The sequence below is a fragment of the Desulfolithobacter dissulfuricans genome (assembly GCF_025998535.1).
Classification (GTDB): Bacteria; Desulfobacterota; Desulfobulbia; order Desulfobulbales; family Desulfobulbaceae; genus Desulfolithobacter; species Desulfolithobacter dissulfuricans.
This window is the reverse complement of record NZ_AP024233.1, coordinates 184981-198752: the sequence shown is the minus strand read 5'-3', so window position 1 is coordinate 198752 and position 13772 is coordinate 184981. Positions and strand designations below refer to the sequence as shown.

At 58.8% G+C, this 13772-nt stretch carries 15 protein-coding genes; 11 read left to right on the top strand and 4 right to left on the bottom strand.

What is annotated here, in order from left to right:
• Positions 1 to 6 precede the first annotated feature (6 nt).
• The 3 genes from GF1_RS00860 to GF1_RS00850 are packed head-to-tail and all read left to right on the top strand — an operon-like array spanning position 7 to position 1887.
• Positions 7 to 603, top strand: a complete 597-nt coding sequence (locus GF1_RS00860) for a hypothetical protein (RefSeq protein ID WP_267927737.1) — start codon at positions 7 to 9, stop codon at positions 601 to 603.
• Positions 603 to 1499: a hypothetical protein gene (locus GF1_RS00855; RefSeq protein WP_267927736.1), complete on the top strand. Its 897-nt coding sequence runs from the start codon at positions 603 to 605 to the stop codon at positions 1497 to 1499. The genes GF1_RS00860 and GF1_RS00855 overlap by 1 nt, the downstream gene beginning before the upstream one ends.
• Positions 1489 to 1887, top strand: coding sequence for a PqqD family protein (locus GF1_RS00850; RefSeq protein WP_267927735.1), 399 nt, complete (start codon positions 1489 to 1491; stop codon positions 1885 to 1887). Before GF1_RS00855 ends, GF1_RS00850 begins: the two co-directional genes overlap by 11 nt.
• Positions 1888 to 1908: 21 nt before the next feature.
• Here GF1_RS00850 and GF1_RS00845 read toward each other — a convergent pair whose 3' ends face one another.
• Positions 1909 to 2712: a uracil-DNA glycosylase gene (locus tag GF1_RS00845; protein WP_267927734.1), complete on the bottom strand. Its 804-nt coding sequence runs from the start codon at positions 2710 to 2712 to the stop codon at positions 1909 to 1911.
• A 145-nt stretch (positions 2713 to 2857) separates the two neighbouring features.
• Between GF1_RS00845 and GF1_RS00840 the strand changes: the two genes are divergently transcribed.
• Positions 2858 to 3073, top strand: coding sequence for an FmdB family zinc ribbon protein (locus tag GF1_RS00840; RefSeq protein ID WP_267927733.1), 216 nt, complete (start codon positions 2858 to 2860; stop codon positions 3071 to 3073).
• 100 nt (positions 3074 to 3173) lie between these two features.
• On the opposite strand, the gene GF1_RS00835 is transcribed toward GF1_RS00840, so the two are convergent.
• A complete protein-coding gene (locus GF1_RS00835; RefSeq protein ID WP_267927732.1) occupies positions 3174 to 3509 on the bottom strand; it encodes an FtsB family cell division protein in 336 nt (111 codons plus the stop codon).
• 16 nt (positions 3510 to 3525) lie between these two features.
• Between GF1_RS00835 and GF1_RS00830 the strand changes: the two genes are divergently transcribed.
• The gene (locus GF1_RS00830; protein WP_267927731.1) at positions 3526 to 3939 is read left to right on the top strand and encodes a 2-thiouracil desulfurase family protein; all 414 of its coding nucleotides are present in this window, start codon (positions 3526 to 3528) and stop codon (positions 3937 to 3939) included.
• A gap of 16 nt (positions 3940 to 3955) precedes the next feature.
• On the opposite strand, the gene tatC is transcribed toward GF1_RS00830, so the two are convergent.
• Positions 3956 to 4744: a twin-arginine translocase subunit TatC gene (tatC, locus tag GF1_RS00825; RefSeq protein ID WP_267927730.1), complete on the bottom strand. Its 789-nt coding sequence runs from the start codon at positions 4742 to 4744 to the stop codon at positions 3956 to 3958.
• 704 nt (positions 4745 to 5448) lie between these two features.
• Between tatC and serS the strand changes: the two genes are divergently transcribed.
• Positions 5449 to 6720: a serine--tRNA ligase gene (gene serS, locus GF1_RS00820; RefSeq protein WP_267927729.1), complete on the top strand. Its 1272-nt coding sequence runs from the start codon at positions 5449 to 5451 to the stop codon at positions 6718 to 6720.
• Between the two features lie 89 nt (positions 6721 to 6809).
• On the opposite strand, the gene GF1_RS00815 is transcribed toward serS, so the two are convergent.
• Positions 6810 to 7751 (bottom strand): D-alanine--D-alanine ligase family protein, encoded by a 942-nt coding sequence (locus GF1_RS00815; RefSeq protein WP_267929090.1) that lies wholly within the window; start codon positions 7749 to 7751, stop codon positions 6810 to 6812.
• A 194-nt stretch (positions 7752 to 7945) separates the two neighbouring features.
• Between GF1_RS00815 and GF1_RS00810 the strand changes: the two genes are divergently transcribed.
• The 5 genes from GF1_RS00810 to rpsU all read left to right on the top strand — a co-directional run bounded on the left by GF1_RS00810 (position 7946) and on the right by rpsU (position 13726).
• The gene (locus GF1_RS00810) at positions 7946 to 10390 is read left to right on the top strand and encodes a bacteriohemerythrin (protein WP_267927728.1); all 2445 of its coding nucleotides are present in this window, start codon (positions 7946 to 7948) and stop codon (positions 10388 to 10390) included.
• Between the two features lie 226 nt (positions 10391 to 10616).
• On the top strand, positions 10617 to 12014 hold the full coding sequence (locus GF1_RS00805) for an FAD-binding oxidoreductase (protein WP_267927727.1): 1398 nt from the start codon (positions 10617 to 10619) through the stop codon (positions 12012 to 12014).
• 2 nt (positions 12015 to 12016) lie between these two features.
• Positions 12017 to 12661, top strand: a complete 645-nt coding sequence (locus GF1_RS00800; protein WP_267927725.1) for a radical SAM protein — start codon at positions 12017 to 12019, stop codon at positions 12659 to 12661.
• A 9-nt stretch (positions 12662 to 12670) separates the two neighbouring features.
• Complete coding sequence (queC, locus tag GF1_RS00795; RefSeq protein ID WP_267927724.1) at positions 12671 to 13366, top strand: 7-cyano-7-deazaguanine synthase QueC; 696 nt, start codon at positions 12671 to 12673, stop codon at positions 13364 to 13366.
• Between the two features lie 165 nt (positions 13367 to 13531).
• Positions 13532 to 13726 (top strand): 30S ribosomal protein S21, encoded by a 195-nt coding sequence (gene rpsU / locus GF1_RS00790; RefSeq protein ID WP_267927723.1) that lies wholly within the window; start codon positions 13532 to 13534, stop codon positions 13724 to 13726.
• The last annotated feature ends 46 nt before the right edge of the window (positions 13727 to 13772 follow it).

The following is a 13772-nucleotide window of genomic DNA, read 5'->3' as shown; positions in this document are numbered from 1 at the left end:
AAAAAAATGAAACACTTCCTGCTCGCTGTCTGCATTTTTCTCACCAGCCCGCCTCCCGCCCACGCCGGCCAGGGTGCACCGGTCCCGCACGAAATAGGTGGTTTCAGTCTGGGCAGCTCGGTGGAAGATTATGACTTCATCTCCTACCGCAACTTTCTCAACCAGGTGGTGGTGGAGAATATCCCCGGTTTTCGCAAGGGAATCATCTACTATGGCGTCTGTGAGCGGCCCGGGGAAATCGTCAAGATCAAACTCAAGTACAAGGACAGCTCCGAGCGTTTCTTCAAGAAACTGATGAAGAAGTACAAGGACCGGTTCGGCGAGCCCGATGAGTATGTGGGTGACGCCTTCGGGGTGGTCAAGGCCTGGAAATGGACCTTTACGGACAGGCAAGGCAACCGGGTGACCCTGGTGCTCCAGCATAACCTGCAAAATCCCGATGAATCCACCGGCAACACGGTCAAGCTCAGCCTGCCGGAAAGGATACGGGCCGAGGAAAAATGCTTCCGGAAACTGACCCATGCCCGGACCCGGCAACAAACAGACCACAGGACCCGGCAGCAGCTCTCTCCCGAGGACTGGGTCAAGATGATTCCCCGCTGATGGCCGGGCAGACCGTACCGATGCGGGAGCTGGCCTGGAACGGTATCCGCCTGATGATACCACCGGACTGGCAGCCGACGGTGCTCCGCAGGGATTACCTGCTCCTTGAGGCCCGGTACCAGCCGGCCCTGGCCGTCAGGTGGCAGGAGGCCGGTCGCGGCTTTGATGCCGGCCAGATTCTCAAGAAGCTGCACCGTTCTCTGGGCAGGGACGGGGGAGGATTAAGCCCCTGGACTGTCCCGGACCGGTGGCAGAACCATCTTGACCGTTTTGGCTGGCACGGATTCCGCTGGCAGGGCGGTGGACAGGCCGGGACAGGCCTGCTCCTCCACTGTCGCCGATGTGCCAGGGTGACGATCCTCCAGTTCCATGGCGAGGCAGGCGAAGCCGAGATGATCCTGGACAGTTTCCAGGATCACCCCGGGAACGCCGGACAGCTGGTGACAGTCTTTGATATCCGGGCTCTGCTCCCTTCCGGAGCCCGACTGGAAGGCCAGGAGTTTCTTGCCGGCCGGTTCCGGATCAGCTACCGGATCGGCGACCACCGGGTTGAACTGTTGCGATTCCGGCCAGCCGACGCGATACTGCACCGCCAGGGCCTGGCAGGTTTTGCCGGCCAGCTTGCCGGGACACCGATGGAGGACCGGGAAAAGAAAAAGGAAAACGTTTTCCACTGGTACCGGGAACCGACACCTGTCCAGCGTTTTGTCGGCCGGCTGCGGAGAAAGGCGGCGGGCCGCTGGCTCCGGCTGTGGCACCTGGCCGACCACAACGTGATTCTCGGCCTGCAGGCCCGCAGCCACCGGCGGCTCGATCATGCCCTGCTCCAGCAACTCTGCAGAGATTTCACCATCCGCCCGCTACGCGGATCCCGGAGCGAAAACCATGCTGTTTAGAAAAAAGACTCCAGCCACGCCCAGCCCCCAGGACCGACGCCACGCCCTTGCCTGCATCCCGGTCCGCAACCCGGAAGTGGAGGATGAAATGCAGGAAAACGGTGAACTGCGACTTAGCTGGCCGGTGGAGGTCAGACCCTGGTTCCAGGGTGTTTTCAAACGGTTCAGCCTGCAGCAGAACGCGGTCATCACCAGAAAACTGCAGCTCGATATTCTGGGAATGACGGTCTGGAAACTGGTGGACGGAGAAAAAAGCGTTGGGGAGATCGTGACCGCATTCCAGGAGCTCTATCAGCTGGAACAGCGCGAGGCCGAGATTGCGGTCACCTCGTTCTTCAAGGAACTGGGCCGGCGCGGCCTTGTGGCCATGCGTTCACCCGGGGAGTGAGACAAAGGCCGATCACAGTTCTCATCTGGCCTGCAGACACCGCTGGATCGCCTGCAGGTCCAGCCACACCGCCTTCTTCATCTCCGGGTGACGGAGGAGAAAACGGGGGTGGAAGGTGGGCATGATACGAATAGCGTTATTCCGGGCCAGCCTATAGCGGTGAAACCGGCCCCGGAGGCGGACCAGGGGCGCCCGGCTGTCGAGTAGAATCCGGGCCGCGCTCTCGCCCATACCACAGATCACCCGGGGGGTAAAAGCGGCCAGTTCCCGCTCCAGCCAGGCCCGGCACGCCTGTTCGCAGGCAGGGGAAATATCCGCCTTTCCAGAGCAGCATTTGACGGTGTTGGTGACATAGACCGATTCCCGGTCCAGGCCGATGGCCGCCATCATCTTCCAGAACATGGCGTCCTCTTCCCGACCCCAGATCAGCCCAGCTTCAAAGGTCCCCTGCTGGACAGACCAGTCTCCCACCACCACCAGTCTGGGCCGGTGACTGCCCTGGCCGGGAACCACGCCCCGGCGCTCTTTCGCCAGCGGACAGCGGGTACAGCGGGCCAGTTCCTCCTCCAACTGCGCCAGGAGGGGGCCTGCCTCGGGCAGGGGTTCAGACATAACCCTGTCCGGCGTGAACCCGGGGCGGAGTGGCGCCGAACCGGAAACAACGGGTTGCCTGTCACGGCGCAGAAAAGACCGCAGAGCTTTCGACGCCGGGTAGCGGAAAATGCCGAGCTGCTGGTGGAAACGGAGCAGACGCCGCACCTCCCCAAGGAGAATGGTGCCGTTACGCGGCGAGAGCCGGAGCGCGGCTTCCTCCGACCTGGACATATCTGGCTGTTTTTTTGCTGACAACTGGAAGCTCAATGCTTATCTTATGGGCGTCGATTCAGATCAAAGAAGAACAAAGAACATATAACAGGTTCAACCCTTTTAATATTTTACAATATCAAAAAGTTCCAAAGGAGTACACACCATGCCAATCTATGAATACGTCTGCAAGGACTGCGGCCAGCATTTTGAAGTGCTGACCACCGGATCCCGGTCGAGCGAGACTGTCAAGTGCGAGAAATGCGGCAGTCTCAACGTGAAAAAAACCATTTCCGCCGCCTCGTTCCGCATTGGACCTGGGGGCGCCTCCATCCCGGGCGGGGCCATGTCCGGCTGCTCCTCCAAGGGTGGTTTTTCCTGAGCGTAGTCGAATCAGGCCCGGGTGGCCTGACCGATACCGGCACAAAAAAGAGGACAGTGGCGGGAGCAGTGTCTGTCTCCAGTACGCCTCCTGTCCTTTTTTATTCCTTTTTCCTGTTGGAAGGGGTGGCCGGACCGAAATCAAACACCTCTTCGTTTTTCCTGAGCAGACCGTACTTCTTCCTGGCCAGCTCTTCAAGATAGGCCTCGTCCCGCTGAAGACGGTTTATCTCCTGGCGCAAGAGACCGTTCTGCTCTTCCAGGACCATATTCTCCCGGACCAGGGTATCAATCTCTTTCTGCAGCCGCCGGTACTGCAGGTAGCCCCCGCCCGGGGCGAACAGGACCCAGAGCAGCACCAGGACGATCACCACGACGATGATCTGACGCAACCGCCGTTTTTCATAGCCGGTCAAGGGACGGGATGGGGAGGCCATAGGTACTGAAACTGTTATGCATACTGTAAAAAAATGCCTGGTCAGCGCCTGCCTGACCGGACTGTACACCCGTTATGACGGCTGTATCAAATACTCCAGGCCCTGCATGGAAGCCCTGGCCCCGTACCACTGGATCCCGGTCTGTCCGGAACAGCTGGGCGGGCTGCCCACACCGCGGCCACCGGCGGAGCTCATTGGAGGCGATGGCTTCCAGGTCCTGGATGGCCGGGCCCGGGTCCTGACCCGGAACGGGGAGGATCTTACCGAGGCCTTCATCCGTGGTGCCCGCCAGGTTCTCCTGCTGGCAGAGATGATGGATATAGACCTGGCCTTTTTAAAAAGCGGCAGCCCATCGTGTGGAACCACCCCCCTGGCCGGGGTGACCACGGCCCTGCTGCAGCGCCACGGCATCACCGTCCAGGAGTTCTGAACACCAGAGGTCCGTTTTATTGCTCGGGCCTGGACACCGGGCTACCCTCCTCCGGATTCTGTCCGACCAGGGCCAGGGCCTTGGCCCGCTCCTGTCGTTTTTCATCCAACCGCAGCAGCCTGATCACCAGGATACCCGCCTCATAGAGCAGGTAAAGCGGCCCACCCATGAGGGCCATGTTGACCACATCCGGTGTGGGGGTCAGCAGGGCGGCCAGGATGGCAATGACCAGGATGGCATAGCGCCGGTTTTTTTCAAAGGTGCGGCGGGAGATCACACCCACCTGGGCGCAGAAAATCATGAATACCGGCAGTTCAAAAATGACGCCGAAGGCCAGGACGAAGATGGTGACAAAGTTGACAAACCGGCCAATGGAAATCACCGGCCGCAGCTCCTGGGACTGGAAACCGAGCAGAAACTTGACCCCCAGCGGCAGGGTGACCATGTAGCAGAAGATGGTGCCGGCATAAAAGAGCAAACAGGTGGCGAACACAAACCAGAAGAGCTTTTTACCCCGAACCCCGAAGGGCGCGCCCAGGGCCTTCCAGAGCACATACATGATCCACGGCATCAACAGGTAGAGTGCACCGAAAAAGGCAATCTTCACATGGGCCAGGAACGGACCCGCCACCGAGAAAAAATAGAGTTTCTCATGCAGATGTTCCTGGAATACCGAAATTAAACCCGAAGAGCCGATAAACAGGACCACGGTCATGACCATGACGGCCAGGCCAAGGCCCCGGATCGAGCGCCGCAGCTCGGAGAGAAACAGCACCAGGCCGTTATTGAAACTGGTCGAAGTCACGACAGAAACGAACACTCCATCAACAGAAAAAAGAGAAAATCACCCAACTTGAGCAGCAATACCACGGGTGGGCCATCGACCATTGTTGCCCGTTGTTTTCCACCTGAATCAATGACGGAAAAATTATTGCTTTTTTGTTATCTGTCTTTTGAATCAAAATCAAAAAGGACAGGTGCCATAGGGTGTTGCAAGTCACCTGTCGTAATGTGATGCCGCCCTTCGGGATCTGGAATTTCACCACATCCGCTGCGTCATCAACCCTTTGACAGAGCGTCACTCTAAAAAAAGGGCCTCTTCCCTGAGTTTTCGCTTACCTGGCGGCGGCGAAATTTCAGGTTCACTGATTCAGGCTCCAGGTTAAGGTAGCAAATCAAAGCCTCAAAAGCAAAACCTGAATCCACATGATGAGGGTATTTTGCCGCACGTCCCGGACAGGCGGTGACCGGAGGAAACAAACCGTCTGCCTGCAGACCATGTCAGCCGGTTGGGTGGCCGCACATCGTCGCAGGTGTCCCGGACCTGTGCAGGAGCGACTGGCCGCAGGTAAGCGGGAATCCGAAGATAGGGGCCTGTGGCCTCTTACCATCGAACAGAGAAAAGATTTAACATTGCGCTGACCAGGCGGCCGTGATAGAAAAACAGTCGTCATTCCCTTCGATCCTGTCCGGTCCTGCCGGCATAACAGAGTCACATAAACAAAAATCATGCTTGAACTACGTTTTCTCCGGGAAAACCTGGAACTGGTCCGTGAAAAAACCATCCGCCGGGGCCTGGATCCGGCACTCATCGATGCATTTGCCCGTACCGACAGCCGGCGGCGCGACCTGCTGGCCGAAGTGGAAAACCTCAAAAATCGGCGCAACACTGTCTCGCGGGAAATCGCCCGGCTCAAAAAAGAGGGGGAACACGAGAAGGCAGAACCGCTGATCGTGGAAATGCGGGAGGTTTCCGCCCGCATCAAGAAGCTGGACGCGGAACTGGCCACGGTCCAGGAAGAACTGGACCGCATCGTCCTCTCCATCCCCAACCTGTGCGATGACTCGGTACCGGTTGGCCGGGATGACAGCGACAACGTGGAAATTCGCCGCTGGGGCACCCCGCCGGAGTTTACCTTCACCCCGAAGCCGCACTGGGAAATCGGCGAACAGCTGGGGATCCTGGATTTTGAGACCTCGGCCAAGCTGGCCGGAGCCCGCTTTGCCCTGCTCAAGGGGTTCGCCTCCCGGCTGGAACGGGCCCTGATCAACTTCTTCCTCGACCTCCATACCCAGAAACATGGCTACACCGAGGTCCTGCCACCGTTCATGGTCAACACCAGAACCATGACCGGCACCGGCCAGCTGCCCAAGTTCAAGGACGACCTGTTCAAGATCGAAGACTGGGACCTGTGGCTGATCCCAACCGCCGAGGTACCGGTGACCAATATCCACAGCGGCGAGACCCTGGCAGAGACGGACCTGCCCATCAAGTACACCGCCTATACCCCCTGTTTCCGTTCCGAGGCCGGCTCCTATGGCAAGGATACCCGGGGACTCATCCGTCAGCACCAGTTCGAGAAAGTGGAGCTGGTCAAGTTCTGTACCCCGGAGACCTCTGACCAGGAGCTGGAAAGCCTGCTGGCCGATGCCGAGGAGGTCCTGCAGCTTCTTGAGCTGCCCTACCGGGTAGTGACGCTTTGTACCGGTGATCTTGGCTTTTCGGCCACCAAGACCTATGACATCGAGGTCTGGCTCCCGGGCCAGAACACCTTTCGCGAGATCTCGTCCTGCTCCAACTTCCTTGACTTCCAGGCCCGGCGCATGGGTATCCGCTACCGGCCCGAAGGGGCCAGAAAAAGCCGCCTGGTACACACCCTGAACGGCTCCGGGCTGGCCGTGGGCCGTACTCTGCTGGCCATCCTGGAAAATTACCAGCAGGAAGATGGCACCGTGCGGTTGCCGGAGGTGCTTGCGCCCTATTTCGAAAATCGGTTTTAAGTATCGCGGATTCCCGACAGGTCATCATCAAAAAGGGCATGGAGAGAAAAACTTCATGCTTTTTTTGTCAGGACAGACAGGCACTTGAATCAACCACCAGTTTGCCGCTCAAGGGCCAGCTCGATGAGACGGTCGAGCAGGGCTGAAAAGGAAAGCCCATACTCGGCTGCGGCCTGGGGAAAGAGGCTGGTGGGGGTCATGCCGGGGATGGTGTTGGTCTCCAGGAGAAAGATCTCCTCACCGGCAACGATCATGTCGGTGCGACTGTAGCCCCGCAATTTGAGGGCACGGTGGGCCAGAATGGAGTATTTCTGAGCCTGGTCCCGGACCCGATCGCTCACCCGGGCGGGACAGATCTCGGTGGTGGCCCCAGGCTGATACTTGGCCTCGTAATCAAAAAATTCAAACCGGCTGTCCGGTATGATCTCCACCAGCGGCAGGGCTTCGAGCTCGTCATTGCCGAGCACACCCACGGTTATCTCCGTGCCGCTGACAAATTCCTCCACCATGACCTCGGTGTCATGAGTGAAGGCCAGCTCCAGGGCCGGGGGTAAATCTCCTGCCTGGTGGACGATGGACATGCCCAGCGACGATCCCTGGCGGACCGGCTTGACCACCAGCGGCAGTCTGAGGGTGGCGAGCAACCGCTTCGGGTCGGTGATATCCGCTGGTCTGGCCATCTCCCACGGGGCTACCGGTAGCCCGTGCAGACGGTAGAGAGCCTTGGCCAGGTTCTTATCCATCGCCAGCGCGCTGCCAAGCACCCCCGCCCCCTGATAGGGAACACCCAGCAGGTCCAGAAAACCCTGAATGGTCCCGTCTTCCCCATGCAGGCCGTGCAGGAGGATAAAGGCCACATCGAGCTCATTCGCCTCGGCGGCAAGCCGGGCCAGGTCGGTGGCCGGATCATAGCGAACCACCTTGTATTTTGCCGGATCCAGAGCCTTTTCCACCTCGGCCGCTCCCTTGAGAGACACCTCGCGCTCGCCGGAGGTGCCGCCGGCGAGCAGTGCCAGACGCAATTTCTTCATCTCCTCACTCCCCATGTTTTTTTCAAAGGTGGATTTTTCATCTGCCATTATGCCTCAAGGAAAATTTCCTACCATGACTTTTCCGCTCTCCAATCATTTTTCCACAAAACACCTTCACAAGGTGTCATCGAGGTGATACACTTTTTGCAAAAGCTATCAAATGCAATACTGAATTTTCAGGATAGAGGAAGCTTATGAAATCATTCCTGCGCAATAATTTCCGAATACAGCTCATAGCTCCTGTCGCCGTTGCCATGACACTTTGCATCGTTGGCGCGATCACTTATATTGTCGTCATGCAAAACCGCGCCAGCCTGGTGATGAACGACAAGATCGGCGCCGGCTTCGACCAGCTCGCCGAAATGGTCAACTCTGACCTGGAAAAGCTTGCTTCCCATCATCAAAAAAAACTTCGGCAGATGAGAGACTCGGTCAAGGAGGCCCTGACCAGGGCCTCCCGTGACGCCCTGACCGAGACAGCGGATTCCATCCAGCAAGAGCTCCGGCAGATGCGGCGGCAAAACGGCCAGACCGTGGCCCTGCTCCTGGCCCAGATGGCCGGCCCGGCACTGCTTGCCAAGGACTACGCCGCCCTCAACCAGTATGTGCGCGGGGCCCACAAGAATCCAAACGTGGTCTTTGTCTTCTACCAGGATCTCTCCGGCCGACCGCTGACCCGCTACCTGAACCGCAGGAACGAAAAGCTCAAATCCTATCTGCCTGAGAAAGGACGGCCGGATATCGACGTGATCATCAAGAAAGCCCAGGATGACCCTGATGTACTGGTTATCGGCCAGCAGGTGGAATCCGACGGAGACAAGTTGGGGATGGTCTACCTGGCCCTGGACATGACCTCGGCCCGGGCCAAAGCCGCGACCATGCAGGAACACTTCGAGGAACTGATCGAATCCAACGAAGAGCAGATCGAAACCATTCTCGGCCGGGAATCCTCCGAGATCCTCACCGCCATAAACACTGTTATCGCCGATCTGCGCCAGGATATCCAGACCACGGCCCAGACCATTCGTGACGATATCAAGCAGGCCAACTCGAAAATGGTCTCCCAGATGCGCCGGCTGTTCGTCTTCGGCAGCCTGGGTGGGCTGGCCATTGTCATCATCATCCTGATGCTCAATGCCCGCTCGATTCTCCGGCTCCTGGGCGGCGAGCCGACCAGCATGGTGAACATGGCCCGGCGGATCGCCGGGGGAGACCTGGATATCGAGATCAGCAAACAGCCCGGCGACCAGTCCAGCCTGCTGGCCGCCCTCCATGACATGGTCGTCAGCCTGCAGCAGCTCATCGGCAAGGTCACTGCTGAAAGCAGTCGACTCAGCTCCACATCCAGGGATCTTGAAAAGGCGGCCGAGGAGATGTCGGGCGACGCCCTCCAGTCGGCCGAGCGGGCCACCGCTGTAGCCGCGGCCACCGAGGAAATGAGCGTCAACATGAACACGGTTTCCATGGCCAGCGAGCAGGCGGCCAACAATGTCAACATTGTCGCCACTGCGGTGGAGGAGATGTCCTCGGCAGTCAGGGAAATCGCCGGCAACACCGACAAGGCCAGCCGTATTACCCAGGAGGCGGTCCGGTATGCGGAAAGCTCCTCAGAAAAGGTCAACACCCTGGGCGAGGCGGCCCGGGAAATCTCCAAGGTCACCGAGGTAATCACCGAAATTTCCGAACAGACCAACCTCCTGGCCCTGAACGCCACCATCGAGGCAGCCCGGGCCGGTGAGGCCGGCAAGGGATTTGCGGTCGTGGCCAATGAGATCAAGGAGTTGGCCAAACAGACCGCCGAGGCCACCGGTGAGATCAAGAACCGGATCAATTCCATCCAGCAGTCCACCGACGACACGGTTGGTGAAATCCAGCAGATATCCCAGGTGATAAACGACGTCAACGACATCGTCTCCTCCATTGCCACCGCTGTGGAAGAACAGACCAGTGTCACCAGCGATATCTCGGCCAATGTGACCGAGGCGGCCCAGGGTATCAGCGAGGTCAATGAAAACGTTGCTCAGAGTTCGGCTGTGGCCGGGGAAATCGCCCGCGATATCTCCGAGGTCAGCGAGCTGGCCGATAATTCGCGGAAATGCAGTATCCAGGTGGAAATCAGCGCCCAGCTGCTCACCGCCATTGTCGACGAGGTCCGGAAGGAGACCGGTCGTTTCAAGATTGCCCGGGAAATTCTGGATGCCTCGCTCCAGGAAAGCGGTCTGGACAGTGGCAAGGATACTATCTTCGCCTGGAGCAGTGCCCTGTCTGTGGGGATTGAGACCATCGACAATCAGCACAAAAAACTGGTCGACCTGATCAACCGTCTCTACCGGGCTGTGATCAATGGTGAAAACCGTACGGTATCCGGTGAGATCCTGGACGAGCTGGTCAACTACACAGCCACCCATTTCCAGACCGAAGAAAGACTCTTCGACCAGTATGGCTACAGTGAAACGAAGCAGCATAAAAACGTGCATGAAAAACTGGTCAAGCAGGTCGTTGAGTTCCAGCAGCAGTTCCATGCCGGGGCAGAGCTGGACATGTCCCTGCTGGAGTTCCTCAAGGACTGGCTGGTCAACCACATCATGAAGACCGACAAGCGCTATTCAAGCTTCCTCCGCCAGCATGGCGTATCCTGAGAAACCGAAAGTGTAAGCTGGAGGCGGGACCGGCTCCTGCCTCCAGCTTTTTCCCCGGCACGGTTGCCGACAGGTCTGCGTTCTTCCAGAAAATGGATTCCCTCAACGCAATCATCCCACCATTCCCGTGGCCTGCGCCCGGTTGGACCCTGTTTTTTTCAATTCTACCCTGTCATCCCCTCTTTAATGCTGGTCCATCGTTTCGTTTTACGCTACCTTGGCGACCATGGAAAAATCCCTTTGTAAGCAGCTGGCAGCCATTGTCGGCCAGGAACACTGCCTGACCTCGCCGGAAGAACTTGCCTGCTACAGTTATGACGCCAGCGGTCAGGCCTTCATGCCTGAGGTGGTCCTGTTTCCCGACCGGGCGACGCAGGTGGCGGCCATCCTTCGCCTGGCCAACCAGCACCGGTTTCCGGTGGTTGCCCGGGGGGCGGGCAGCGGCATGACCGGCGGCTCCCTGCCGGTGCGGGGCGGCGTGGTTCTGGCCTGCAGCCGGATGAACCGGATCGTGGAGATCGATGCGGACAACATGCTCTGTGTGGTGGAACCCGGGGTCATCACCGGTGAGCTGCAGGAAGCTGTCCGTCACCATGGACTCATGTATGCCCCGGACCCTGCCAGCTTGAAATTCTGCACCATCGGCGGCAACGTGGCAGAATGCGCCGGTGGCCCGAGCGCGGTGAAATATGGCGTAACCCGCGACTCTCTCCTGGGCCTGGAAGTGGTCCTGCCCACCGGAGAGATCATGCGGACCGGGGTCCGCACCGAAAAGGGGGTGACCGGCTATGACCTGACCCATCTCTTCGCCGGCTCCGAAGGCACCCTGGGGATCTTCACCAGGCTGATCCTGCGGCTTCTGCCGGCCCCGGAGGCCAGGACCACCTTTCTCTTGACCCTGGACTCCCTGTCTCGCGCCACCGGCCTGGTGGCGGAAATCATTCAATCCGGCCTCTCGCCCTGCACCCTGGAGTACATGGACAAAACAGCCATCAGCGTGGTGGCGGACAGGATTTCCCTCCCCCTGCCCAAGTCCACCGAGGCCCTGCTGCTGGTGGAGCTGGATGGCAGCAAGACCGAGGTGTCCGACCAGAGCCGAAGGCTGCTCCGGTTTCTTGCCGACAGGAAGATCTCGTATCGCCAGGCGACAGACGATGACGAGATCCGGGAACTCTGGCAGGCTCGCCGGGCCATATCCCCGGCCACCTTTGCCATCAGGCCCCACAAGATCAGCGAGGACGTGGTGGTCCCGCGCTCAAGGATTCCCGAGCTGGTCCGGTTCACCACCGAACTGAGCCAGCGACTCGAGCTGACCATCCTCACCTTCGGCCATGCCGGCGACGGCAATATCCACGTCAATATCATGCTGGACAAAACCGACCAGGCTGAGCTTGAGCGAGCTCTCAAGGCCAGAGAGGAGCTCTTCACCCGGGTCCTCAAGCTCCAGGGCACCCTGTCCGGGGAACATGGTATCGGCATCACCAAGTCGTCCTTTCTCGCCCAGGAACTCGACCCCACTGCCCTTGCGCTCATGCAAAAAATCAAGAACCTCTTTGATCCAAACGACATACTTAACCCGGGCAAGATATTTCCCCGGCAGGAACTCCAGACGGGCGACGATTGAACATGGCACTCGTGGTCAATGAAATATTTTACAGTATCCAGGGTGAATCGACCTATGCCGGGTTGCCCTGTATCTTTGTCCGCCTCACCGGCTGCAACCTCCGCTGCACCTATTGTGACACCCGGTATGCCTTTGACCAGGGGCGACCGATGACTCTGGAGCAGATCGAACACCAGCTCAGGCTCCACCGATGTTCCCTTGTGGAGATCACCGGTGGCGAGCCGCTCCTGCAGGAAGAAACCCCGGAACTTGTCCGCCGCCTACTGGACTGCGGGTACCGGGTACTGCTGGAGACCAACGGCAGCCTGGATATCAGCCAGGTGGACAGCCGCTGTATACGGATCATGGACCTGAAATGTCCATCCAGCGGCGAGGTGGAGCAAAACGACCTGGAAAATCTCCACCGTCTCACTCCCGCCGATGAAATCAAATTCGTCCTCGGTGACCGACACGACTATGAGTGGGCCCGGGAGATTATTCGGCGGGTCGGGCCCGCCCTGCGCGGGACCACCATCCTGCTTTCAGCCATTGCGAACAAACTGGACCACGCCACCCTGGCCCGGTGGATCCTTGAGGACAGCCTGGAAGTACGGCTCCAGGCGCAGCTCCACAAGATCATCTGGGACCCCAACACAAGAGGAGTATAGACACCAGCCATGGAGCAGCAGGAAAAAAAAGCAGTGATTCTTTTCAGCGGCGGCCTCGACTCCACCACAGTGCTGGCCCTGGCCCGGGCCGAGGGCTACTCCGTCCATGCCCTCAGTTTCCGCTACGGGCAGCGCCACATGCAGGAACTGGCGGCGGCCAGAAAGCTTGCCCACCTCATGGGAGTCGAAGAACATCTGGTCATCGACATCAACATGCGAGATATCGGCGGCTCCGCCCTCACCGACGATATCGAGGTCCCCAAGGCGGACCACCCTGGCCACGAAGAAGGTGAAATCCCGGTAACCTATGTCCCGGCCCGCAACACCATCTTTCTCTCCTTTGCCCTGGGCTGGGCCGAGGTTCTGGGGGCGGATTCCATATTCATCGGGGTCAACGCCATTGACTACAGCGGCTATCCCGACTGCCGACCGGAATTCATCAGCGCCTTTGAAAAGATGGCCAACCTGGCCACCAAAGCCGGAGTCGAAGGTACCACCAGGATCCGGATCAAGACCCCGCTTCTGCACATGAGCAAGGCGGATATCATCAGAAAGGGCATGGAACTGGGGGTGGATTACGGCATGACCCACAGCTGTTACGATCCCTCACCGGAGGGATACGCCTGCGGTCGCTGCGATTCCTGCATCCTGCGAAAACAGGGTTTTGCCAGGGCCGGTGTCCCCGACCCCACCCGGTACCAGTGAGACACCGGATATGCGGGGAGGGAGGGCTTTTCGCCGAACTGGCTGAACGGCCAGGGAATTTTCCTATTGACAACAGCCTCCCCCCGGAATAAATTGACATATTCAGGTACTTATTTCATAACCACTTAACCGGCGGCCTGCCGCCAGCAAAGGATGTGATTTCCAATGATCGAAGTAGAAGTACGGGGCGACCTTGAGTATGCCATCCGACAGCTGAAAAAGAAACTGCAGATCGATGGCATCAAACGCGAACTCAAACGGCGTGAATACTACGAAAAACCCAGTATCAAACGCCGTCGCAAAAAGGCCGAAGCCCTGCGCAAGCTTCGCAAGTACAACCGGATGAGAAGCCGGTACTAGTACGGAAAAGGTCTGCCTGGCCGGGCAGACCTTTTTTTTATTCTTC

Bases quoted from the DNA above. Each gene is read 5' to 3' on its own strand.
- GF1_RS00860 (WP_267927737.1), top strand. From the start codon at position 7: ATGAAACACTTCCTGCTCGCTGTCTGCATTTTTCTCACCAGCCCGCCT.
- GF1_RS00855 (WP_267927736.1), top strand. From the start codon at position 603: ATGGCCGGGCAGACCGTACCGATGCGGGAGCTGGCCTGGAACGGTATC.
- GF1_RS00850 (WP_267927735.1), top strand. From the start codon at position 1,489: ATGCTGTTTAGAAAAAAGACTCCAGCCACGCCCAGCCCCCAGGACCGA.
- GF1_RS00845 (WP_267927734.1), bottom strand. From the start codon at position 2,712: ATGTCCAGGTCGGAGGAAGCCGCGCTCCGGCTCTCGCCGCGTAACGGC.
- GF1_RS00840 (WP_267927733.1), top strand. From the start codon at position 2,858: ATGCCAATCTATGAATACGTCTGCAAGGACTGCGGCCAGCATTTTGAA.
- GF1_RS00835 (WP_267927732.1), bottom strand. From the start codon at position 3,509: ATGGCCTCCCCATCCCGTCCCTTGACCGGCTATGAAAAACGGCGGTTG.
- GF1_RS00830 (WP_267927731.1), top strand. From the start codon at position 3,526: ATGCATACTGTAAAAAAATGCCTGGTCAGCGCCTGCCTGACCGGACTG.
- serS (WP_267927729.1), top strand. From the start codon at position 5,449: ATGCTTGAACTACGTTTTCTCCGGGAAAACCTGGAACTGGTCCGTGAA.
- GF1_RS00815 (WP_267929090.1), bottom strand. From the start codon at position 7,751: ATGAAGAAATTGCGTCTGGCACTGCTCGCCGGCGGCACCTCCGGCGAG.
- GF1_RS00810 (WP_267927728.1), top strand. From the start codon at position 7,946: ATGAAATCATTCCTGCGCAATAATTTCCGAATACAGCTCATAGCTCCT.
- GF1_RS00805 (WP_267927727.1), top strand. From the start codon at position 10,617: ATGGAAAAATCCCTTTGTAAGCAGCTGGCAGCCATTGTCGGCCAGGAA.
- GF1_RS00800 (WP_267927725.1), top strand. From the start codon at position 12,017: ATGGCACTCGTGGTCAATGAAATATTTTACAGTATCCAGGGTGAATCG.
- queC (WP_267927724.1), top strand. From the start codon at position 12,671: ATGGAGCAGCAGGAAAAAAAAGCAGTGATTCTTTTCAGCGGCGGCCTC.
- rpsU (WP_267927723.1), top strand. From the start codon at position 13,532: ATGATCGAAGTAGAAGTACGGGGCGACCTTGAGTATGCCATCCGACAG.